At 50.3% G+C, this 21,604-nt stretch carries 20 protein-coding genes; 9 read left to right on the top strand and 11 right to left on the bottom strand.

The genetic code is table 11. From position 1 onward, the window contains the following. Positions 1 to 10: 10 nt before the first annotated feature. A complete protein-coding gene (locus tag QNN86_RS15765; protein WP_414211631.1) occupies positions 11 to 832 on the top strand; it encodes a trypsin-like serine peptidase in 822 nt (273 codons plus the stop codon). Between the two features lie 35 nt (positions 833 to 867). On the opposite strand, the gene mdtI is transcribed toward QNN86_RS15765, so the two are convergent. Beyond that, a complete protein-coding gene (mdtI, locus tag QNN86_RS15760) occupies positions 868 to 1,197 on the bottom strand; it encodes a multidrug/spermidine efflux SMR transporter subunit MdtI (protein ID WP_040233868.1) in 330 nt (109 codons plus the stop codon). Further along, the gene (gene mdtJ / locus QNN86_RS15755; protein ID WP_181619478.1) at positions 1,184 to 1,546 is read right to left on the bottom strand and encodes a multidrug/spermidine efflux SMR transporter subunit MdtJ; all 363 of its coding nucleotides are present in this window, start codon (positions 1,544 to 1,546) and stop codon (positions 1,184 to 1,186) included. The genes mdtI and mdtJ overlap by 14 nt, the downstream gene beginning before the upstream one ends. Positions 1,547 to 1,961: 415 nt before the next feature. On the opposite strand from mdtJ, the gene QNN86_RS15750 reads away from it, so the two are divergent. Continuing rightward, positions 1,962 to 2,996, top strand: coding sequence for an AI-2E family transporter (locus tag QNN86_RS15750; protein ID WP_181619378.1), 1,035 nt, complete (start codon positions 1,962 to 1,964; stop codon positions 2,994 to 2,996). Between the two features lie 79 nt (positions 2,997 to 3,075). On the opposite strand, the gene pntB is transcribed toward QNN86_RS15750, so the two are convergent. Together pntB and pntA are read right to left on the bottom strand one after the other, a co-directional pair. Further along, the gene (gene pntB, locus QNN86_RS15745) at positions 3,076 to 4,464 is read right to left on the bottom strand and encodes a Re/Si-specific NAD(P)(+) transhydrogenase subunit beta (protein ID WP_414211628.1); all 1,389 of its coding nucleotides are present in this window, start codon (positions 4,462 to 4,464) and stop codon (positions 3,076 to 3,078) included. A gap of 10 nt (positions 4,465 to 4,474) precedes the next feature. Next, positions 4,475 to 6,004 carry a Re/Si-specific NAD(P)(+) transhydrogenase subunit alpha gene (gene pntA / locus QNN86_RS15740; protein ID WP_096757110.1) on the bottom strand — a complete coding sequence of 510 codons (1,530 nt, stop codon included), beginning with the start codon at positions 6,002 to 6,004 and terminating at the stop codon, positions 4,475 to 4,477. Positions 6,005 to 6,529: 525 nt separating this feature from the next. Between pntA and ydgH the strand changes: the two genes are divergently transcribed. The 3 genes from ydgH to folM all read left to right on the top strand — a co-directional run bounded on the left by ydgH (position 6,530) and on the right by folM (position 9,800). After that, entirely contained in the window at positions 6,530 to 7,474 is a 945-nt protein-coding gene (gene ydgH, locus QNN86_RS15735) for a DUF1471 family protein YdgH (protein ID WP_096757111.1), read from the top strand. Between the two features lie 186 nt (positions 7,475 to 7,660). Continuing rightward, a complete protein-coding gene (locus tag QNN86_RS15730; RefSeq protein WP_414211625.1) occupies positions 7,661 to 9,043 on the top strand; it encodes an amino acid permease in 1,383 nt (460 codons plus the stop codon). A gap of 37 nt (positions 9,044 to 9,080) precedes the next feature. After that, positions 9,081 to 9,800 (top strand): dihydromonapterin reductase, encoded by a 720-nt coding sequence (folM, locus tag QNN86_RS15725; protein WP_135912079.1) that lies wholly within the window; start codon positions 9,081 to 9,083, stop codon positions 9,798 to 9,800. On the opposite strand, the gene QNN86_RS15720 is transcribed toward folM, so the two are convergent. Beyond that, positions 9,797 to 10,132, bottom strand: coding sequence for a GlpM family protein (locus QNN86_RS15720; RefSeq protein WP_182269853.1), 336 nt, complete (start codon positions 10,130 to 10,132; stop codon positions 9,797 to 9,799). The two genes, folM and QNN86_RS15720, sit on opposite strands and share 4 nt — an antisense overlap. Before the next feature lie 117 nt (positions 10,133 to 10,249). Between QNN86_RS15720 and rstA the strand changes: the two genes are divergently transcribed. Then, positions 10,250 to 10,993 carry a two-component system response regulator RstA gene (gene rstA, locus QNN86_RS15715; RefSeq protein WP_181619375.1) on the top strand — a complete coding sequence of 248 codons (744 nt, stop codon included), beginning with the start codon at positions 10,250 to 10,252 and terminating at the stop codon, positions 10,991 to 10,993. Between the two features lie 241 nt (positions 10,994 to 11,234). Continuing rightward, complete coding sequence (locus QNN86_RS15710) at positions 11,235 to 12,587, top strand: cation:dicarboxylate symporter family transporter (protein WP_414211622.1); 1,353 nt, start codon at positions 11,235 to 11,237, stop codon at positions 12,585 to 12,587. A 57-nt stretch (positions 12,588 to 12,644) separates the two neighbouring features. Here the strand turns inward: QNN86_RS15710 and QNN86_RS15705 are convergent, their stop codons facing one another. The 6 genes from QNN86_RS15705 to QNN86_RS15680 form a co-directional block, all read right to left on the bottom strand. Next, entirely contained in the window at positions 12,645 to 13,673 is a 1,029-nt protein-coding gene (locus tag QNN86_RS15705) for a HoxN/HupN/NixA family nickel/cobalt transporter (protein WP_414211620.1), read from the bottom strand. A gap of 121 nt (positions 13,674 to 13,794) precedes the next feature. Beyond that, positions 13,795 to 14,625, bottom strand: a complete 831-nt coding sequence (locus QNN86_RS15700; RefSeq protein ID WP_414211617.1) for an aminoglycoside phosphotransferase family protein — start codon at positions 14,623 to 14,625, stop codon at positions 13,795 to 13,797. A gap of 289 nt (positions 14,626 to 14,914) precedes the next feature. Next, on the bottom strand, positions 14,915 to 15,367 hold the full coding sequence (locus tag QNN86_RS15695) for an SgcJ/EcaC family oxidoreductase (protein WP_414211615.1): 453 nt from the start codon (positions 15,365 to 15,367) through the stop codon (positions 14,915 to 14,917). A 342-nt stretch (positions 15,368 to 15,709) separates the two neighbouring features. After that, positions 15,710 to 16,315, bottom strand: coding sequence for a hypothetical protein (locus QNN86_RS15690; protein ID WP_414211613.1), 606 nt, complete (start codon positions 16,313 to 16,315; stop codon positions 15,710 to 15,712). 57 nt (positions 16,316 to 16,372) lie between these two features. Then, positions 16,373 to 19,135 (bottom strand): autotransporter outer membrane beta-barrel domain-containing protein, encoded by a 2,763-nt coding sequence (locus tag QNN86_RS15685; RefSeq protein WP_414211611.1) that lies wholly within the window; start codon positions 19,133 to 19,135, stop codon positions 16,373 to 16,375. A 149-nt stretch (positions 19,136 to 19,284) separates the two neighbouring features. Further along, positions 19,285 to 19,965 carry an EAL domain-containing protein gene (locus QNN86_RS15680; RefSeq protein ID WP_279276876.1) on the bottom strand — a complete coding sequence of 227 codons (681 nt, stop codon included), beginning with the start codon at positions 19,963 to 19,965 and terminating at the stop codon, positions 19,285 to 19,287. 246 nt (positions 19,966 to 20,211) lie between these two features. On the opposite strand from QNN86_RS15680, the gene QNN86_RS15675 reads away from it, so the two are divergent. Both QNN86_RS15675 and QNN86_RS15670 read left to right on the top strand, forming a co-directional pair. Then, a complete protein-coding gene (locus QNN86_RS15675; protein ID WP_182269860.1) occupies positions 20,212 to 20,931 on the top strand; it encodes a winged helix-turn-helix domain-containing protein in 720 nt (239 codons plus the stop codon). Beyond that, positions 20,931 to 21,410 carry a hypothetical protein gene (locus tag QNN86_RS15670; protein WP_182269861.1) on the top strand — a complete coding sequence of 160 codons (480 nt, stop codon included), beginning with the start codon at positions 20,931 to 20,933 and terminating at the stop codon, positions 21,408 to 21,410. The genes QNN86_RS15675 and QNN86_RS15670 overlap by 1 nt, the downstream gene beginning before the upstream one ends. The last annotated feature ends 194 nt before the right edge of the window (positions 21,411 to 21,604 follow it).

The raw sequence follows: 21,604 nt of genomic DNA, 5'->3' as shown, positions 1-21,604 counted from the left end.
AGAGTGTGATATGCATAAAACCATTGCGGTATTACTGGGTTCTCTTTGTCTTTCTCCTGTCGTTGCGCATGCGGATCGGCCAGCAACGCCTGCTACTGAAGCTGAAGACATTAAAACGCTCTTCTTTGGTCATGACGATCGCGTACAGATCCCAGACCCGACTCAATCGCCCTGGGACGCCATCGGACAACTGGAAACCGCCAGCGGTAACCTGTGTACGGCCACGCTCATTTCTCCGCATCTGGCCTTGACCGCCGGGCACTGTCTGTTAACGCCCCCTAAAGGCAAGCCGGATAAAGCCGTTGCGCTGCGCTTTGTGTCAAAAAAAGGCGTCTGGCGCTATGAAATCCACGGCATTGAGGGACGGGTTGATCCTTCACTTGGCAAACGTTTAAAAGCGGATGGCGACGGCTGGATTGTGCCCCCTTCTGCGGCACCGTGGGATTTTGGTCTGGTGGTGTTGCGTTACCCCCCGTCAGGAATTACGCCGCTTCCCTTATATGAAGGCGATAAAGCCGCATTAACCGCGGCGCTGAAAGCCGCCGATCGCAAAGTCACTCAGTCAGGCTATCCGGAAGACCATCTGGACGATCTGTATGCGCATCAGGATTGTGTGGTAACCGGCTGGGCGCAAAATACCGTCATGTCCCATCAGTGCGACACACTCCCGGGTGATAGCGGTTCACCATTGATGCTGAAGACAGATGCGGGCTGGCAATTAATTGGTGTGCAGAGCTCCGCCCCGGCGGCGAAAGACCGCTGGCGGGCGGATAACCGCGCGATTTCGGTCACCGGTTTTCGCGATAAACTGGACGCGTTAGCGAAGGGATAACAACATGCTGCCCGCAGAGGCAGGCAGCATGTTTATCAGGCGAGTTTAATCATGATCATACCGGCCAGTAACAATGCCACGCCGATCCAGCCTTTATTATTCAGACGCTGACCAAAAAGCACCCAGCCTGCGGCCAACGTGGCGGCAATCCCGAATCCCCCCCACAGGGCATAAGCAACGGAAAGGTCGATGCCTTTTACCGCCTGAGACAGTGCACTAAAGGCTGCCAGCACGGCGACCAATGACAGCACGCCATAGGCTTTACGACGAAAACCATCGGAAAATTTCAAAAAGACGTTAGCGACAATTTCCAGCACGATGGCCATCCCCAACCAGGCGCCGTGAACCCATTCAAACTGCTGCATGGGTCACCTCGCCCCTCGCTTTTGCAGGCTTTCGTGTGCCAGATTTAATCAGCACAATACCAAACACGAGCGAGACTAATCCGGCTACCTTCATCGCCGACAAGGTTTCGTCAAATAACAGCACGCTAAACAGCGTAATAAATAAAATACCGATACCTTCCCATAACGCGTAGGCCACGCCGAGGGCGATTTTTTTAACAGCAAAACTGAGGAAAATATACGATAAGGCGATCATTACCAGCATTAAAATAAAGCCCGTATTACCATTACCTACGCTTGCCCATTTCATCGACAGCGTACCTGTAATTTCAGCCGCAATGGCCAGACCTAATAAAATCCAGTAAAACATGATGCTTCTCCTGCTTGAGAATAAAGTCCTTGGGCTTACTGCATACAGCAAACCAAAAAATAAAATCAGATAGCTCAGCGCATAACGCCAGCTCAGGCAGAAGAAGGGACTAAAGCGCGTTGCGCCAGAGTTGCTCACCTGCAAGCAGGAAAGTAGAAGAGGTACGAAGAAGTGTAGGTAAACGCAAAAACATCCTGAACGTATTGTCCATAATATTACAATTATCCGCAGTGTTGCTTCTCGTCATCGCGGATGATAATTGTCCTCGGTAGTTAAACACACGCAATTTGTATCATAGGTTCAAGGGGAACTCAAAAACTTTTCACTTCTTTACCCAATCCGTTTGATTTTTGTTATAACCCTTCGACGCAAATCACACTATTATCCAGGTAAGGATAACTCTTCAGGAATAAACATGGCGAAACCCATTATCACGCTTAGCGGTCTAAAATTAGTCATTATGCTGGGCATGCTGGTGATCATTCTGACCGGCATCCGCTTCGCGGCTGATATCATTGTCCCCTTTATTCTGGCGTTATTTATTGCCGTAGTACTTAATCCCGTGGTCCAGCGCATGGTCAAACTTCGCATTCCGCGGGTATTAGCCGTGTCATTGCTGGTGGTTATTATTGTTATGCTAATGGTGTTGCTTTTGGCATATTTAGGTACATCCTTAAATGAATTAGCAAGAACGCTGCCACAATACCGTTCTTCACTGGTTATCCCGCTGAAAAATATCGAACCGTGGCTGCAACGCGCGGGAATTGGCGTATCCGTCGACGAACTCGTGAAGTACATCGACCCTAATGCGGCGATGACGCTGGTGACCAATTTGCTGACGCAGTTGTCCAATGCCATGTCATCGATCTTTTTACTGCTGCTGACGGTCGTGTTTATGCTGCTGGAAGTGCCACAGTTACCCGGCAAACTCAAACAAATGATGAGCAGACCGGTCGAGGGCATGGCAGCAATTCAACGCGCAATCGACAGCGTGTCGCACTATTTAGTCCTTAAAACAGCTATCAGTATGGTCACCGGACTGGTCGCCTGGGGCATGCTGTCCGCGCTGGATGTCCGCTTCGCGTTTGTCTGGGGATTGCTGGCCTTCGCGCTAAACTATATCCCCAATATCGGCTCCGTGCTGGCGGCGATCCCCCCTATTGCTCAGGTACTGGTGTTTAGCGGATTCTACGACGCCCTGGTGGTGCTGGCGGGCTATCTGGCGATTAACCTGATATTCGGTAACATTCTCGAACCGCGCATCATGGGACGCGGACTGGGGCTATCGACGCTGGTGGTTTTTCTGTCGTTGATATTCTGGGGCTGGTTACTGGGGCCGGTTGGCATGCTGCTTTCTGTCCCACTCACCATCATCGTTAAAATCGCACTTGAGCAAACTGAAGGCGGCCAAAGCATTGCCGTTTTGCTGGGCGATCTCAATAAAGCGTGAAGCCGTCTCTCTCGCTAATAAGCGGAATGTGCCATAAAAAAACGGCCTCCTGGGAGGCCGTATGACATGTTGGTAATAATTACAGCGCTTTCAGAATCGCATCCACGCTGGCTTTGGCGTCGCCAAACAGCATATGGGTGTTATCTTTAAAGAACAGTGGGTTCTGCACGCCGGCGTAACCGGTATTCATTGAGCGCTTAAACACAATAACGTTCTGCGCTTTCCACACTTCCAGAACAGGCATGCCGGCAATTGGGCTTTTCGGATCGTCCAGCGCCGCCGGGTTAACGGTATCGTTCGCGCCGATAACCAGCACGGTGTCGGTATCGGCGAAATCATCGTTGATTTCATCCATTTCCAGCACGATATCGTAAGGCACCTTCGCTTCCGCCATTAGCACGTTCATATGCCCCGGCAGACGCCCGGCAACCGGGTGGATACCGAAACGCACCTTGATGCCGCGCGCACGCAGTTTCTCGGTGATTTCGGCCACCGGATACTGTGCCTGCGCCACCGCCATGCCATAGCCTGGAGTGATAATCACCGAGTGCGAATCCTTCAGCATTTCTGCCGTTTCTTCCGCGGAAATCTCGCGATGCTCACCCGCTTCCTGATCGTCACCAGTAGAAGAACCGTCGGTACCAAAACCACCGGCAATGACGCTGATGAAGGAGCGGTTCATCGCCTTACACATAATGTAAGACAGGATCGCACCCGAAGAACCTACCAGCGCACCGGTAACGATCAGCAGATCGTTGCTCAACATAAAGCCCGCCGCCGCTGCCGCCCATCCTGAATAGGAGTTCAGCATCGATACCACAACCGGCATATCTGCCCCGCCGATAGACGCCACCAGATGCCAGCCAAACGCCAGCGCGATAATGGTCATCACCAGCAACGCCAGAACCTGCAGACCCACGCTTTCAGTACGCACGAACAGCACCAGCAGCAGGAACGAAACCACCAGCGCCGCAAGGTTCAGCTTGTGGCGATTCGGCAGCATCAGCGGCTTAGAGGATATCTTGCCGCGCAGTTTACCAAACGCCACAATAGAACCCGTGAAGGTCACTGCACCGATGAAGATGCCAAGGAACACTTCAGTCAGGTGAATATTCACCAGAATCGGTTCCAGACCCGCTTCGTGATACAGGTAGCTGTTAAAACCAACCAGCACCGCCGCCAGGCCAACGAAGCTGTGCAGGATCGCCACCAACTCCGGCATCTCGGTCATTTCGACTTTCTTCGCCAGACGAATACCAATCGCGCCACCGATGATCATGGCAACCAGAATCCACGCCACGTTGCCGGTATCCGGACCAAAGATCGTGGCAATCAGCGCAATCGCCATCCCGGCGATACCGAAGTTATTACCCTGCTGGGACGTTTCATGCTTAGAAAGCCCCGCCAGGCTGAAAATAAACAGGATCGCGGCAACAATGTATGCAGCTGTAACTAATCCTCCAGACATGTGCTACCCCTTAGTTTTTCCGGAACATTTTCAGCATGCGCTGAGTCACGGTGAAGCCACCGAAAATATTAATGCTGGCAATAAGTACCGCGATAAAGCTCAGGAAACTCACCCAGCCACCCTGGCCAATCTGCAATAATGCCCCCACAACGATGATCCCGGAGATGGCGTTCGTCACAGACATCAACGGCGTATGCAGCGCATGCGACACGTTCCAGACCACGTAGTAACCGACCACGCAGGAAAGCGCGAACACGGTAAAGTGGCCAAGGAACTCTTTTGGCGCCACATCGGCCAGCCAGCCAAACAGAATAACCACCAACGCCATCAGGGCGTATTTACGCCACGGTGAGACTGGTTTTTTCTCTTCAACCGGTGCAGGTGCAGCTTTTGCTGCCGCCTGAGGCTGGGCGGAAACCTGGATCGGCGGCGCAGGCCAGGTGATTTCACCTTCGCGAACCACCGTCACACCGCGCACCACCACATCGTCGAAATCCACGGTGATATTGCCGTCTTTCTCTTTGCACAGCAGCTTCAGTAGGTTAACGAGGTTGGTCCCGTATAGCTGGGAAGACTGCGTCGGCAAACGGCCCGGAAGGTCGGTATAACCAATAACCTTGACGCCGTTCTCGGTTGTGGTCACCTGATTCGCCACGGTGTATTCGCAGTTACCGCCGTTTTGCGCAGCGAGATCGACAATCACGCTGCCCGCTTTCATGGAGTCAACCATTTCACGGGTGATCAGTTTCGGGGCCGGTTTACCCGGAATCAACGCGGTGGTGACGATAATATCGACGTCTTTCGCCTGCGCGGCGAACAGTTCCATTTCCGCTTTGATAAACGCTTCGGACATCACCTTGGCGTAACCATCGCCGCTGCCCGCTTCCTCTTTGAAATCTAGCTCGAGGAATTCAGCGCCCATACTTTGCACTTGTTCTTTCACTTCCGGGCGCGTATCGAAGGCGCGAACAATCGCCCCCAGGCTGTTGGCCGCACCAATGGCCGCAAGTCCCGCCACCCCGGCACCGATCACCATCACTTTGGCTGGCGGGACCTTACCCGCGGCGGTAATTTGTCCTGTAAAGAAGCGACCGAACTCATGCGCCGCTTCAACAATGGCGCGATATCCGGCGATGTTGGCCATCGAACTGAGGGCATCCAGCGACTGCGCACGCGAAATACGCGGTACGGAGTCCATTGCCATCACGGTGACATTGCGCTCGGCGAGTTTTTGCAGCAACTCCGGGTTTTGCGCCGGCCAGAGGAAACTGACCAGCGTGGTCCCCGGATTCAACAACGGAATCTCAAATTCTTCTGGTGCGTTGACCTTCAGGATAATCTCTGACTGCCAGACCGCATCCCCGTCAACAATTTCCGCGCCCGCTTGCACAAACGCCTTGTCGTCAAAACTTGCCAGTTGACCCGCGCCGCTTTCAACCGCGACGCTAAAACCCAGCTTCAGCAGCTGCTCAACCGTCTTCGGTGTGGCTGCTACGCGGGTTTCATTGGTTAACCGTTCTCTTGGTATGCCAATTCGCATAATGTCCCCTTCCATCTGTATTTTTGATGATGGTTTATCAATGTTCGCAAGCGGCCTGCGCGCACTTACGTAAGAGGTAAGTGTTACCCCAACAAAATAAAACAGTAACAAACTCTGTATAACCTACTGAAATTAACGCCTGTGATCTAGCGCCAAAAAACAGTATTTATTATGAAATTCGCAAAACCGGGATGAATTAACCCGCAGACAGGGATAATGCCCTTGAAATAGCCCGCAAAGGCCGATAAATCGCTCAAGCCAAGCGGCAAAACATGATTAAGCGCCACCACGGAACAATTGATTAACATTAAATTAACTTATGAAATTCAACCGATTTATCAGTTTTAACGCTGAAATGCCGAATTTTTAGACATATCACTAAATGTTATCGATGTTGTTACGACGGCTGGCACGATGAGTGAAAAATGACGCAGACACTGACACAATTTAAATGCAATAATCAGCCACGTTTCTAGTCAATAACAATACCAGTACCTGGTTTGCGCAAGGCGAAGGATTATTTTTATGAAGCTTAAGAACACTCTCCTGGCGTCCGCACTTCTTTCTGCGACTGCTTTTTCTGTAAACGCAGCGACAGAATTGACGCCGGAGCAAGCGGCTGCCCTGAAACCCTATGACCGCATTGTGGTGACCGGCCGTTTTAATGCTATCGGTGATGCGGTTGCCGCCGTATCCCGCCGTGCAGATAAAGACGGTGCAGCCTCCTTTTACGTTGTTGATACCTCAGATTTTGGCAGCGGCGGTAACTGGCGTGTTGTTGCCGACGTTTATAAAGCCGACGCGGAAAAAGCGGAAGCTAACAAAAATCGCGTCATCAACGGTGTTGTAGAATTACCCAAAGATCAGGCCGTGTTGCTGGAACCGTACGATACCGTCACGGTACAGGGTTTCTACCGCAGCCAGCCTGAAGTGAATGACGCCATCACCAAAGCGGCGAGAGAGAAAGGGGCTTACTCTTTCTATATCGTCCGTCAGGTGGACGCCAACCAGGGCGGCAACCAGCGTATTACCGCATTTGTCTATAAAGCCGATGCGAAAAAACGTGTTGTACAAAGCCCTGACGCCATCCCAGCTGATTCTGATGCCGGACGTGCAGCATTAGCAGCCGGTGGCGAAGCCGCGAAGAAAGTTGAGATCCCGGGCGTAGCTACCACCGCATCTCCGAGTGCAGAAGTGGGTCGTTTCTTCGAAACGCAGTCAACCAAAGGTGGACGTTACACTGTCACGCTTCCGGATGGTACGAAAGTAGAAGAACTGAACAAAGCAACCGCCGCCATGATGGTGCCGTTTGACAGCATCAAGTTCACCGGTAACTACGGCAACATGACTGAAGTTTCTTATCAGGTTGCTAAACGTGCCGCGAAAAAAGGCGCCAAGTACTACCACATTACCCGTCAGTGGCAGGAACGTGGTAACAACGTGACCATCAGTGCCGATCTGTATAAATAACGGTCACGAGTAACAATATAAGGCGGCTTTTTGCCGCCTTTCGCATTTTTAGTCACAAATCTCCCCATGCCCATTGCATGCGCTCCCTTCTCTCCGTAAAATTCCGCGCCTTAGTGGCTTCCTCCATTTTTATGCGGTTTGCCAAAATAATTATTCTCTCACTCTCGTTTTTGTCACTGGATACAAATGGAAAAGAAATTGGGTCTGAGCGCACTGACCGCGCTGGTTTTAAGCTCAATGCTCGGCGCGGGCGTTTTCAGCCTGCCACAAAATATGGCAGCGGTTGCCAGCCCGGCCGCATTACTGATTGGTTGGGCGATTACCGGCGCGGGAATTCTCCTGCTGGCCTTTGCCATGCTCATCCTGACGCGCATCCGTCCCGATCTGGACGGCGGTATTTTTACCTACGCCCGTGAAGGTTTTGGCGAACTGATTGGTTTCTGCTCGGCATGGGGTTACTGGCTGTGCGCCGTTATCGCCAACGTTTCTTATCTGGTGATCGTTTTTTCCGCACTCAGCTTCTTCACCGATACGCCTGAATTTCGTTTATTTGGCGATGGAAATACCTGGCAGTCTATCGTCGGGGCCTCAGTGCTGCTGTGGGTGGTCCATTTTCTGGTATTACGCGGTGTACAAACCGCCGCCAGCATTAACCTGGTAGCGACACTGGCGAAATTATTGCCGCTGGGTCTGTTTGTCGTGCTGGCCTTTATGCTGTTTAAGCTTGATACCTTTACTCTGGATTTTACCGGTATTGCGCTGGGTGTTCCGGTCTGGGAACAGGTCAAAAACACCATGCTCATCACGCTGTGGGTGTTCATCGGGGTAGAAGGCGCGGTCGTAGTGTCAGCACGTGCCCGCAATAAACGCGATGTCGGTCGCGCCACGCTGCTGGCGGTATTGGCCGCGCTGGGTGTTTATCTGTTGGTTACCCTACTTTCCCTTGGCGTGGTTGCTCGCCCGGAACTGGCTGAAATCCGTAACCCGTCAATGGCCGGACTGATGGTCAAAATGATGGGGCCGTGGGGTGAAATTATTATTGCGGCCGGTCTGATAGTTTCCGTCTGTGGTGCCTATTTAAGCTGGACGATTATGGCAGCCGAAGTGCCGTTTCTGGCATCGACGCACAAAGCGTTCCCGCGCATTTTCGCACGTCAAAATGCGCAAGGTGCACCGTCGTCTTCGCTGTGGCTCACCAATATCTGCGTACAGGTGTGTCTGGTGCTGATCTGGCTCACAGGCTCTGACTATAATACGCTGCTGACGATTGCCTCCGAGATGATTCTGGTGCCTTATTTTCTGGTTGGCGCATTTTTGCTGAAAATCGCCACCCGCCCGATTCATCAGGCTGTTGGTGTCGGTGCCTGCATTTATGGCTTATGGTTATTATATGCTTCTGGCCCAATGCACCTGCTGCTGTCTGTGGTGCTGTATGCGCCAGGATTATTGGTCTTTCTTTACGCCAGAAAAACGCACACGCACGATAACGTGCTGAACCGCCAGGAATTGGTTTTGATCGGCCTGCTGCTGGTCGCCGCCGTTCCGGCTACCTGGATGTTGATGGGGTAAACGTCATACCCATCGTTTGATGTTAATGGAGATTACGATGGGTAAAAAGCCCCTGCCAATACTTATCACCGGCGCAGGCCGTCGCATCGGCCTCGCAATTGCATGGCATTTTTTGAATCAAAAACAGCCGGTAATTATCAGCTATCGTACGCATTATCCATCGATTGATGGTCTGCAAGAAGCCGGCGCGGTGTGCATTCAGGCCGATTTTTCGACCGATGTCGGCGTGCTGGCCTTCGCTGACGACGTAAAAAACCGAACGGATGGATTACGCGCCATCGTGCACAATGCTAGCGCCTGGGTTGCAGAAAAACCCGGTAAACCGCTGTCTGACGTGTTGTCCAGCATGATGCAGATCCATGTCAACACACCCTACCTGCTCAACCACGCGCTGGAGGGCCTGCTGCGCGGTCACGGCCACGCCGCCGGCGACATCATCCATTTTACAGATTACGTCGTCGAGCGCGGCAGCGACAAGCATATCGCGTATGCCGCCAGCAAGGCTGCACTGGACAACATGACCCGCTCATTCGCGCGTAAACTGGCACCAGAAGTCAAAGTGAACGCCATCGCCCCATCGCTTATTCTGTTTAACGAAGATGACGACGCCGAATATCGTCAGCAGGCTCTGAACAAGTCACTGATGAAAACCGCGCCCGGCGAGAAAGAGGTCATTGAGTTAATCGATTATCTGTTGACCAGCTGTTTTGTCACCGGGCGTAGTTTTGCCCTGGATGGCGGTCGCCACCTGCGTTAGTGCAGTTTTACCCAACAAATAATCAGCAACCACGCGCTCAGGCCCCAGCAGACTACTGCCCCGCCGAGCGCGACGGGCAGGCGCATAAATCCGGTGAAGTACCACAGGGAAACGAGATAGACAAAATAGGGAATGATCGACCACATGCTGAAGACAATTGTGGTGCGCAGCGCCTCAATACCACGCTCGCTGGCCACGATATAGTGAGCGATCAGCGCAAATGTCGGGAACAGCGGAATTAATCCGGCAATATAGTAATTCTTTGTTTTAGCCAGCACGCCAATCAACACCACCACCAGCGCACCCAGCGCCGCTTTTAAAAGTAGCCCCATTACTTTTCCTTAACACATCAATAACATCAGCCTCTAGCATAACGGAAGCGTTCTTGTTTAGAAAAGATTAATGGAAGGAAAAACAGGGGCGGTGTATGTTGGCACTTTATAATCAAAATGAATGATATGAACACCATCGTATTTGTTGAAGATGATCCTGAAGTCGGCTCGCTGATTGCCGCCTACCTGGCGCGCCACGATATCGAAGTCGTCCTTGAACCTCGCGGCGATTTAGCTGAAGAGAAGATCCTGCAGGTTCAACCCGACCTGGTGTTGTTAGACATTATGCTGCCAGGTAAAGACGGAATGACCATCTGCCGTGATTTACGCGGACGCTGGCAGGGTCCCATTGTTCTATTGACGTCTCTCGACAGCGATATGAACCATATACTGGCGCTCGAAATGGGAGCCTGTGACTACATTCTGAAAACAACTCCGCCAGCGGTGCTGCTGGCCCGCCTGCGCCTGCATTTACGCCAGAACAATCATTCGGCGCAGTCGAAAGGTATTCAGGCGGCCACCCTTACGCCGCATACCACGCTGCGCTTTGGTACGCTAACTATCGATCCAACCAATCGTTCCGTACTACTTGCCGGTGACCCCGTTTCTCTGTCTACCGCCGATTTCGAACTACTATGGGAACTGGCAACCCATGCGGGACACATTATGGATCGCGATGCGTTGCTGAAAAATCTGCGCGGCGTGAGTTATGACGGGATGGATCGCAGCGTCGATGTGGCGATTTCCCGACTGCGTAAGAAACTGCTGGATAACGCCACAGAACCGTACCGCATCAAGACCATCCGTAATAAAGGTTATCTGTTCGCCCCGCACGCCTGGGATGATGAACCGCGCAAATAACCCGACAGGCTGGTTTTAGACCAGCCGAATCCGTCACCTAACGTTACACTGTCACGAAAATTGTCTACCGGATAAGCATAAAGACCTTATCCCGGTCTGAACCACACTTTTTGTGTGGCTGTCCGCGGCCCCCCTCCCTATAATCCGTCCCGGTCCTGAGACTCTATGGCTCAGCGTTTTATTTCAAAAATACACTCTCTTTCCGGCATTTCAGGTGCTGAATGAGGCAAGAGGCTACATTATGTTCGTTACTCCCGCGTATATCGCGTTATTTTTGGTTTGTTCATTGGCTGTATTCAGAATCGACCAAAAAAGTCACTCCCTGTCCAAAAGCGTCTTCATTGCCATTTTTATCGGTGCCCTTATTGGCTTATCCCTGCATTTTATTGCAGCTGACAACAGCAAAACAATTATCGACTGGTATAACGTCATCGGTAACGGTTACGTCAATTTACTCAAGCTGGTTGCGGTTCCGCTCATCTTTATCTCTATCCTCTCGGCGATTAATAAGCTCGAAAACAGCTCCGGAATTGGCAAAATGTCGCTCACCATCGTAGGGTGCATGCTCTGCCTGGTGATGATTGCCGGATTTGTTGGCCTGCTCACCGCCCACGTTTTAGGTCTGGATGCCAGCGCGTTTGGCCATATGCAGTCGACACTGACAGCTGAAGATGTGAGTAAAACAGCGGCGGTCTCTCTGCCTAAACTGGTCACCTCACTGATCCCCACCAATATCTTCCTCGATCTTACCGGGGCCAGAAGCGTTTCTGTTATTGGTATTGTGATTTTCACTCTGCTTGCCGGGGTGGCATTATTAAAAGTAAAACAAGATGCACCGCAAGAAGGTGAAAAATTAAGCGCGGGTATTAACGCCATCCAGATTTGGGTGATGAAAATGGTGCGCATCGTTATTGCCCTCACCCCCTATGGCGTGATGGCATTAATGGCTGGCGTATTTTCCGCTTATCGGTTTGAACAATTTGCCAGTTTGTTAGGCTTTATTGCCGCCTGCTACATTGCCGTGCTGATGATGTTTATCGTGCATGCGCTAATTTTGCTGCTTAGCGGAAACAATCCTGTGCGTTATTTTAAAACCGTGTGGCCGGTTTTAACCTTTGCGTTTGTTTCACGCAGCAGCGCTGCCTCTATTCCACTGGCCATTACCGCACAGGAAAAATTTGGCGTACAAAATACCATTGCCAATATTGCGGCTTCATTTGGTTCCAGCATGGGCCAGAATGGTTGTGCCGGGATTTACCCTGCGATTATGGTGGCAATGATTGCACCGACAATGGGCATCGATCCGCTGTCGGTACATTTTCTGCTCGCGATGCTACCGGCGATTGCGCTGGGATCGATTGGGGTGGCGGGCGTCGGTGGTGGTGGGACGTTTGCCGCACTGATTGTGCTTTCCACGCTGAATTTCCCGGTCGCGCTGGTGGGGATTTTTATTGCTATTGAGCCGATTGTCGATATGGCGAGGACTGCATTAAACGTCAACGGTTCGATGATGTCGGGCGTGCTGGCTAACCGCATGTTGAGTAAAGAAACCGCCGGACAGCCACAATCAACGCAGATCAGCGAGGCGGAATAACCGTTCAGAACGGAGCCAGATAACAGCCTTCCCGCTGACAGGAAGGCTTTATTTAGGTTAGCTGAGCGTCAACCTGTCATAGTTTTTCCAGCGATAATTCAGCGCAGAGAAGATCCAGCAGGCGAGAAATACAGCAATAATCATAAAACCAACATTCCCCATGTGGCCACTCATATTGCTTACCGTATCCCACATTCCACCCTGAAGTGAAAACGCATCAGACAGTAATCCTAACGCTTCCAGCCCGCCAATAAATACCGCCACAATCACCGAGGTTCCGGTGATGGTCATATTGTAATACAGCTTCCGCTGCGGCTTATTAAAGGCCCAGCCGTAGGCCTCGACCATCAGAATACTGTCGAGGCAATCAATTAACGCCATGCCACAGGTAAACAATGCCGGAAACACCAGAATGGACCAGATGGACATCCCACTGGAAGCACCTGAAGCAGAAATGCCTAACAGCGAAATTTCTGTGGCCGTATCAAAACCCAGCCCAAACAAAAAGCCGACAAAATACATATGCCAGTCTTTGCCCACCAGCCTGAAGGCCGAACGGAAGAGCCAACTCAGGGGCCCTGAAATCGTGACATGTTCCGAGGTCCCGTCGTAGGTACCCGTACGTTTCAGTTGGCGGAATGCCTTCCAGACCTGGCAGAAGATGATCAGGTTGATCGTCGCGAGAACCAGCAAGAACGCGGCAGAAACGGCCGTACCGATCACGCCCCCGACATTCTGCAACCATGCCATATGATGTTTAAACACACTGGTAGTAAGCGCTATGCCAATACTTGCCAGTACCACAATGGTGGAATGACCCAGCGAAAACCACGCTCCGGTGGTCAATGCGCGCTTCTTCTGCTGCATCAGCTTACGGGTTGCGCTGTCGATGGCGGCGATATGATCGGCATCCACGGCGTGGCGTAGACCGTAACACCAGGCGACCAGGCTCAGCGCCAGAAGCGAGGTATGCTGACTAAAGACCGTGAAAGCCCACAGCCACGCCACAATGTTTGCACTGACCAAAATCGCCACCAGTAACATAATATCCGGGCGTTTTTTGCACACTGAAAACAACGCGTTCATTTTTTTCGGCCCATTAACTCATTCATTAAAGACACAACATAACCTGCCATTTACTGATTAGTAATCCAAATATTTATCAGCCTAATGATAACGGTTTAAAATTACAGACGCGTGTCGTAGATCAAAGTTGCAGAGACCCTGAATCCAGTTCAGCAAACGCGAGCTCCGCCACGTGCAGGGGGATTGCCGCGCTGCCCCCGTCTTGCAGAAACCAGGCTGAAGAGAGCCCACACCAGGCGGCTATCCACAGCAAAAGACGCTCGCGGTCAAGTCCGGCGGCCTCTGAAACGATGTTGACGCGTTGGGTGAAACGCGATGGATCAATGGCGATGCCAATACCGGGTTCGGCAAGATCGGGATTGGTGAAAATATTGGCGTAATCAAACCCACGTTCACCCAACACCCCTTTCGGATCGATGGCCAGCCATCCTGACGGACCAAAATCAAGCACATTACCGTGGTGTACATCACCGTGCAGCACCACGACATCTTGCGGGCAGGAAAACAGTATGTTAGCGGCCTGCGCACAACGAAGCATAATCCCGCCATAACGTTCTGCTGTCGGCGCAAGATCGCGAAACCAGTGTTCAAGTGGCGTGAGCAGAGGCGTAGACGCATCTGGCACAACATGGAGCTGACGGGCAGTATGACAAATGATGCGGCAGGCTCGCTCATCCTGGTTCGCTCGGGACATATCCGTCAACGATCGCGTCCCGGTGGCCCGTTCTAAAAGAATCGCCCCATCTTCATGAGCCAGCACCCTCGCCGCGCCCTTCCCGTTCCACCAGGCCATTAACTGACAGCCGGTTCGCTCACTGTCATCATCAGTAAGTTTAAGAATGGCTTTCTTGCCACCGTGAATTGTTGTTACGGGTAAAAGATGCGACGTATGAGTCACAATGGGAATCCCATCAGGGATAAGGCCCCATCGGCTAAGCCAGCTACTGAACATATGCTTTCCAAAGTATTGCACCCTCTTCAGCCTGAGTGAATCGCTGATGGGAACGTTAGCGAGATTTTTACCGCATTATAGCGATGACGGGTCAGGGCGACACCTGCGCCTGTACAGAATTTTATGCTAGTTTCAAAAATATAGCCCTCGAGAAAGAGCCAAACACCAGATTCAAAAACAGATCGTTTATCCTGTTTTTTCGATAGGTAAACGGTAAATTACAGAATAAAATAAAATCACAACCTCGATAAAAGCAGGGAGCGCTTAATTCTCGCCCCCTGCACTTTATTTACCCCTCAGGCATCGCTGAAGAGTGATGGGTAGAGATTTTCCACTCTTTTCCATCCCATGCGTAAGTGAATGTATATCGTGCTGAAACGGTAGATTTATCGGCGAAGGTAAATGTGTAGGTCCCGGTATCTATTGCCTTGTTGCACCCCAGACGAATAGTACGAGTATCAATTTTCCCGGTAGGTTTCTTCGCCAGAAAATGCTCAAAATAATCAACGCGTTCAGCATCCGTTAAGCGGGCTTTATTGGATACAGTTGGCAGCAACACCGCATCGCTGAGATAGTTTTCTGAAACCGTCTTCGCGTTGCCCGTTTTTAACGATGCGTTCCACTTATCAAATAGCGCTTCGATTTGAGCGTTATCGACCTTCACGCAGTCTGGCGCCGACGCAGCAAAAACCGGGCCAGACAGAAAGGTCAGTGAAGCAATAAGACCAAATAATTTCTTCATTTTAATCATTCCATTCGTGGTCGTATGGCAACGCTGAACCATTGATAACCAGGCTATAAAAATCGCATGACATGTCATTATCAATGGAAATCATCAACATACGCTGTGTGTGAAAAATAAAGAGTCCGTGAGGGAAATGGTATTCAATACGAGGGAGTTATAAGAGATTTTTGTGTTATCGCCACGGGTAGAGACTGTTCAACTTCCTGGTTAATTATAGTTCAGCGATTATTGCTGAAGGATGACTTTCAGTATTTTTGCCCGCATCCAATACGGGCTTTTTAGATGATGCTCCCCTCATAACGCGCGCTCACCTTGCACAAAGACAACCGCCAGCAGCAATTACTCTGTTAAGACGAGACTGTTAACCAGACCCAACTGCCGCCGAACCGAAAGTCGAACATGCTCGTTAATCCTCTCCTGCACATAATCAGGCCGAAATTCACGACGAAAAAAATGCTGCGTCTGAAGCCGGTTAAGCATATTCATCTTCTTCACCAGCGTGTCGACTCGATGATAAAACAACTTAGGTCTGGTACCAATTTGCCCAGCTGCGCTTTTCATTGAGTCGTTGAGCAACAGGCTATGTACAGTAGTCATGTCCCTGTGTGTCAGGTTTGCCATGGTTTTGAGATTGATAAGCAACGTCATTGCCATGTCATAAGACACTCCTGGACAATGCCGCAACTTTTCGTAGTAGCCTCGCAGAGAGGCTTTCGAATCTACGGAGACAAGCGATGCCAGAGCACAAGAGAAGCTCCCGCGATTACCGATAAAAATAAACCTGGCGCAGGTCTCATTGCGACTGACAATGCGAATAAGCTCTGTCAATGAAGGAAAAGAGGCCAGATCAATAATGCAGGTATCGACGCTGTGATCACTGATTTCTTCCAGCCGTTCCAGCGCAAGCCGTAAGTAGCAATTTCGTGTTTCTATTCGATATGTCACTTTTATATACCCTCTGAATGAGGGGGAAGAGCACTCCCCCTGCGCAGATCTTCGAGGTTAGAAACTAATACTGATCCCTGCGACTCCCTGAATCGGTTCCTCTATGTAGCGGCCTTGACGGTAGTTAAATTCACCATACAGCGTTACATCTTTAGCCGGGCTAACGGTCATGCCAGCGGCATATTTTCCAGACGTCCCATCCTGGTTATTCTTAAAAGAATTACCCTGGTTAATCACCGCTTCGTTCGAGTGCGCTAACTCCTGTTCGACGCTGATGCTCAGATACGGGCGAAAAGCAGTATGACCCGCGCTAAAATCCGTTCCGAAGCGGCTACCTGCTTCAGCCGTTAAGGAACGTGCCTTACCCGTATTCGCCTTCATACCATTATTCAACGTGACGTTTGCATCGTTGATATAAGTACCGGTCATGCGCATAAACGGCTCTACGCGAACAGACGCCATCGACATGAAGGTATATCCCGCTTCCAGGGCACTGCTTAAGCCATACTGATGCCATTCACCCGACGTTGTTCCACCGTTGGTCATGCGCGCGTTCAGTTTGCTCTCCAGTCGATTGGCTTTCATTACACCATCCAGATAGAAACTGCTGTTGTCATACCATGTACCGTATGCCCCAAGACCATAGCTGTCGACCGTGCTGGTGCCCCCTCGAGCATGCTTAACATTGTTGCTGGTCAGGGAGACAACGCCACCAGTAACGAGGCGGCCATTTCCAAAGACGCTCACCACGTCGCTGCCGAACTCCATTCCATTCTGGTACAGCTTATAGGCTGCGCCATTACTGGTTTCAGTGGCACTCTTTTTGCCAAGATAATGCCCCCACACGCTACCTTCACCGTGCGAAACACTCTGACTGCGGCCATGGCGGTATGTGCGCAGGCCATCCATTTCTCCACGCATAATGTTCAGACCCGCGTTTGCCAGACTCAGTACAGCGTCCGTCGATGGGGTAACCGCCAGATTGCCGCCGCCATTGCCGCCAGTATTACCATCACCGCCATTACCACCAGTATTACCATCTCCACCATTGCCGCCATCTCCACCATCGCCACCATTTCCACCACCGTTTTCATCGGTCATCGCGCCGAGATACCAAACGTTGCCCGCCATGGCATCTTTTCCAGCCTCCTGCTTTAGCACGTACATATAGGTACCGCCGTCGACAGCGCGGGTGCTGTCACCGCGTGAAGATTGCAGGGTGAAATCGATGTCGCCGCCTTTATCGTTAACCAGGTTGACGGTCAGATCGGTATGATCGGCAATCTCTTTACCAGAATCGGCTACCGCGATGCCGAAGCTACCGTTCCCCCTTTCGATAGTGACAAAGTTCGCTGCGCTATCCGCCAGTGAGGTGTTCAGCAGGAAATGACCTGTGCCCGTTAATTCACCAATTTTCAGTTCCGTATAACGAGCCGTTTCGCCTGGCTGGAACGCAACCGTGCCGTCTTTCATGGTGAGCGAATCAACCTGAACAGACGTTAAGGTAGCCTCTTCCGACAGTGTCCCAATGGATAGAGTGCCTTTATTTAACGATATGTCTGTCGCCTTCGCTCCCGCCTGCATCAGCATCTGACCCGCATTGCCTACCTGTGTTTTACCGGCTGCCTGAGCGCCTGAATCCAGTGATAAAAGTCCGCCCTTAACGTCGGCATCCATCGCTATACCACCGGTATAAATCTGCATCAGACCGTCGGTTATCTCAGTGCGCATCGCCACGCCCGCAACATAACTTTCGCCACCGTTGATAGTTGTATCGGTCACTACCGCCCCGGCACGCACAGCCTGAGCTCCCATGTTGAGCGTTGTATTTTTAGCCGTACCACCAAACTGCACGATCTGTAAACCGCCATTAATCGTCGTATTGCTTGCGGTCCCATTAGATTTAACCACCTGGCTTGCGGATTCCGTTTCTAACGTCGTGCCTTGTGCTATCCCGTTTACTTCGATATTTTGCGTACCACCCCAGATGGTTGTTTGGCGCGCGGTACCGTAAACATTCTGCGTACCATTTTTGAGCGTTGTCCCCACTGCCAATCCATCCAGCATGACAGACTGCTTCGACGTCTCGCCGATCAGGGTGGCATTATTCGTGACGCTTTTTGACGTCACCACCTGGGTCGCATGGTCATTCAGGACAGAACCTTCCGAGACCCCGCCATTGACGATCGTTTCATAGGCGGTGCCGAACAGTTGGTTGTTGTTGTTCGTTCCCTCTACACGGATGGTCCCTTCGTGAGAAATGGTATTGTTCGCCGTCCCCCCTTCGCGAATTGCAATAGCACCACCGGTCTGGACGGTATTATTGGCAACCCCGCCTTCAACGGTGAGTTGACCGTCGATAAGCTGGGAATTTTCTGCAATCCCCCCCAGGACATTCTGAAATCCACCGTTAATCACGGTGCCGCTTGTGTACCCACCATCCTTGACGTACTGGGAACCTAATGCAATAACAACCGTGCCGGTTGTGTTCCCCCCCCTTTCAACATATTGGGCACCGTAGACTCCCGAGTTGCCTCCGCCCACTGTGGTATTGTTAGCAATCCCACTGTCATCAACATATTGAATTCCTCCGGATGACACTTGAGTATTATTGGCTATTCCTGAAACATTCTGGGTACCACTTTCGTGTACCGATGCATTTTCAGAAATGCCCCCGGAAAGAACATTTTCCGTGCCATAAAAATTAATCTGAGTCCCCTGTGATTTACCACCAGAAAGAATGTTCAAGGTCCCTTTTTTATTAACAGACACATCTTCAACCAATTCTCCATCATTAACATCAATCTTCTCGCCAGCCATTATTTCCGTGGCTTGCGCCAGCGGTGCAAAAGCTAGTGCTGAAGCGATCAATAAAGAAAGCGGATTCATTTTACAATGAAGCATTGTTATAACCTTTTCAGTTAAAAATTGAAATACTGCATTTAAAACAGCATGAAATTAAAAAAGCATCAATTTGCAATTAGGTTCTCTTCTTTCCAGAAGTAGCCTTGAGCAATATCAGCCCCAGATTGAATACCGGTAATAAATTCGTTTTCCGATGCCACACCTTCGATCAGCACTGGAATATCTCCCATAACTGTCTTAACGGAGTGAATGATGTTTTTCAGCACAGGGGAGTTAATTTCGCTTTTATCTATTTTAATACCATCAACGTTACCATTATATTCAGGCAAGCTCACCAAATCTGCAAAAGTAAAATCATCCACCCATATTTTTACACCATAAGAACGTAAGCTCCGGAGTTTTTTAAAAAACAAATAGCGGGTTTTAGCATCGAAAAACTTGAGCGCAGACGCATCAGATATCTCGATGCATATATTATTAAACGTAGCGATGCGCTCAATATCCAGTTGACTCAGACACATAAATCCATCAATGGATAAGTTATAAAAACACCTATCAACAATGCTGTCGGTCACGCGCTCGATCTGCTGCAGCAATAACTCGACCAACTGACGGCCGGAGACATTGGCAAACCATTTTTCAGGATTACGTTCGTAACGTAATTTGCTTAAAACTTCATATCCGACAATACGATTTGCCACTAAATCAATAAGCGGTTCGAGGCGGAAATGTTCAATATCAGCCTGCCACCGGTGAGCCGCGCAAGTTGTGAGGGTACTCATCATCTCTGTGCCCCTGTCCTATTACTGTACGGAACGAGAATTCCGTCCGTTTCGATGAGCACAGTATTCAGATGATTCCGCCTGGAGGCAACATTATAATCCGCTGCATTATATATTTATAGCATATATAACTGAATTATAATGATTGAATAGATTATAAATCCATATCAAGATTAACATATGACATCTAATCACAAAGCGGAAATATAGGTCTATCATATAGAAATGCTCTACATAAGGAGACGAGCGATGCTGTATCTCATTGATGACATCGTCATCTATGACGCCCTGAACGGGACTTTGCGACGGAATGACGAAAAAATAGCCGAAGCGACCCATTTAACGACAATCGCAAACAAAATTTTCTCTTATCTGGTTCAACACCATGGTGCGTTAGTGACGCGCAACACGTTGTTTGATGAGATATGGGAGAAAGAAGGTGTTGCCTCTTCATCAAATACGTTAAATCAGTACATCAGCTTGCTCCGAAAAATCTTGTCCGGGTATCTTGGTGATAAGGAAATTATCGTTACCGTCCCGCGCGCAGGATATTATCTGAGCAAAGATATTAGCGTCTCGCAAAAGATCACCGCACATCGGCGAGTGACTCATTGGCCCAAGTATGCCGCGGGAATAATGGTATTCGCGGTGTTACTAGCAGGCACATTCCTGTACACTTATCAGCCAGATAAAATAATACCGCGTAAAATTGGTGAATTAGAAGGATGCCCGGTCTACGATATTTCAGGAGTAAAAAGCGACGTAGCTGATGCCTCAAGCTTCGCTGTCGCAAAAAAAGCATTGGAAATGAATAATCAGATCTGCACAAAAACAACCGCTTTTTATATATATGCGCAGGAAGCATTACATCTGCACAAACCTGCCCGGGTTATGTTCACCCGCTGCATTGAGTGGGATGACAATCGAGATACTTGTCAGAATATTTATTACTACACTTGGATCCGCTGATGAAAAAGAGTCCGCTATTCTTATACTGCATTGGTACGTTCCTGCTGATTATTTTTCTGGCTGTGGGTTACTGGTATTCCCGGCATAACCTGAACTTTACCTGCTCATCATCAACCGCGTCTTTTTACACCAACAAGGGCAACGTTCCTTTTTTGAATTATACCCAAAGCGTGTCATTCACCCACAGTGGAAAGGCGTATGTACATATCTCAGGGAATATCCACGATGCCGAAAAAATGTATGCTCTGAACCGCACCATTATATATAGCTATGAGCGAATTGCCCCCACCGAATATCGTATGCAGGTGTTAACGGCATCTTATGCAGGCAGCGACAGCGTACCAGAGGCGATGGAAAAGAAGTATTTGATGCCAATTCTTCCCGGTATCGAACGTATTTTTGGCATTCGTCAGCTGCCAACCGGCGACATGGTTATATCGAACAACTCCGGTCCATTCCTCATATGCGCAGTTCATTGAGAGGCTTTAGCCAGCGCGCAGGTGTTCGCCGCCATCGCCCATTCCAGACATGCTGCATTTATTACGGGTCTCATGGACCATGAGAATGCAGAAAGGGTTTATACAGTGTACTCTGCCGGGATAAGCGCGCTTGACGATAGTCAGACTCAATGTCTGAACCCGCGCATCGGAGGATAAAACAGTGTCCCCCTGAT

The organism is Citrobacter sp. C348 (assembly GCF_047467975.1).
GTDB lineage: Bacteria > Pseudomonadota > Gammaproteobacteria > Enterobacterales > Enterobacteriaceae > Citrobacter > Citrobacter gillenii.
Note: the sequence above shows the minus strand (reverse complement) of the source record. Positions and strands in the feature narration are given on the sequence as shown.

Excerpts from the sequence above, each read along its gene's own strand:
- QNN86_RS15765 (WP_414211631.1), top strand. The coding sequence starts at position 11 with ATGCATAAAACCATTGCGGTATTACTGGGTTCTCTTTGTCTTTCTCCT.
- mdtI (WP_040233868.1), bottom strand. The coding sequence starts at position 1,197 with ATGCAGCAGTTTGAATGGGTTCACGGCGCCTGGTTGGGGATGGCCATC.
- mdtJ (WP_181619478.1), bottom strand. The coding sequence starts at position 1,546 with ATGTTTTACTGGATTTTATTAGGTCTGGCCATTGCGGCTGAAATTACA.
- QNN86_RS15750 (WP_181619378.1), top strand. The coding sequence starts at position 1,962 with ATGGCGAAACCCATTATCACGCTTAGCGGTCTAAAATTAGTCATTATG.
- pntB (WP_414211628.1), bottom strand. The coding sequence starts at position 4,464 with ATGTCTGGAGGATTAGTTACAGCTGCATACATTGTTGCCGCGATCCTG.
- pntA (WP_096757110.1), bottom strand. The coding sequence starts at position 6,004 with ATGCGAATTGGCATACCAAGAGAACGGTTAACCAATGAAACCCGCGTA.
- ydgH (WP_096757111.1), top strand. The coding sequence starts at position 6,530 with ATGAAGCTTAAGAACACTCTCCTGGCGTCCGCACTTCTTTCTGCGACT.
- QNN86_RS15730 (WP_414211625.1), top strand. The coding sequence starts at position 7,661 with ATGGAAAAGAAATTGGGTCTGAGCGCACTGACCGCGCTGGTTTTAAGC.
- folM (WP_135912079.1), top strand. The coding sequence starts at position 9,081 with ATGGGTAAAAAGCCCCTGCCAATACTTATCACCGGCGCAGGCCGTCGC.
- QNN86_RS15720 (WP_182269853.1), bottom strand. The coding sequence starts at position 10,132 with ATGGGGCTACTTTTAAAAGCGGCGCTGGGTGCGCTGGTGGTGGTGTTG.
- rstA (WP_181619375.1), top strand. The coding sequence starts at position 10,250 with ATGAATGATATGAACACCATCGTATTTGTTGAAGATGATCCTGAAGTC.
- QNN86_RS15710 (WP_414211622.1), top strand. The coding sequence starts at position 11,235 with ATGTTCGTTACTCCCGCGTATATCGCGTTATTTTTGGTTTGTTCATTG.
- QNN86_RS15705 (WP_414211620.1), bottom strand. The coding sequence starts at position 13,673 with ATGAACGCGTTGTTTTCAGTGTGCAAAAAACGCCCGGATATTATGTTA.
- QNN86_RS15700 (WP_414211617.1), bottom strand. The coding sequence starts at position 14,625 with ATGTTCAGTAGCTGGCTTAGCCGATGGGGCCTTATCCCTGATGGGATT.
- QNN86_RS15695 (WP_414211615.1), bottom strand. The coding sequence starts at position 15,367 with ATGAAGAAATTATTTGGTCTTATTGCTTCACTGACCTTTCTGTCTGGC.
- QNN86_RS15685 (WP_414211611.1), bottom strand. The coding sequence starts at position 19,135 with ATGGCTGGCGAGAAGATTGATGTTAATGATGGAGAATTGGTTGAAGAT.
- QNN86_RS15680 (WP_279276876.1), bottom strand. The coding sequence starts at position 19,965 with ATGATGAGTACCCTCACAACTTGCGCGGCTCACCGGTGGCAGGCTGAT.
- QNN86_RS15675 (WP_182269860.1), top strand. The coding sequence starts at position 20,212 with ATGCTGTATCTCATTGATGACATCGTCATCTATGACGCCCTGAACGGG.
- QNN86_RS15670 (WP_182269861.1), top strand. The coding sequence starts at position 20,931 with ATGAAAAAGAGTCCGCTATTCTTATACTGCATTGGTACGTTCCTGCTG.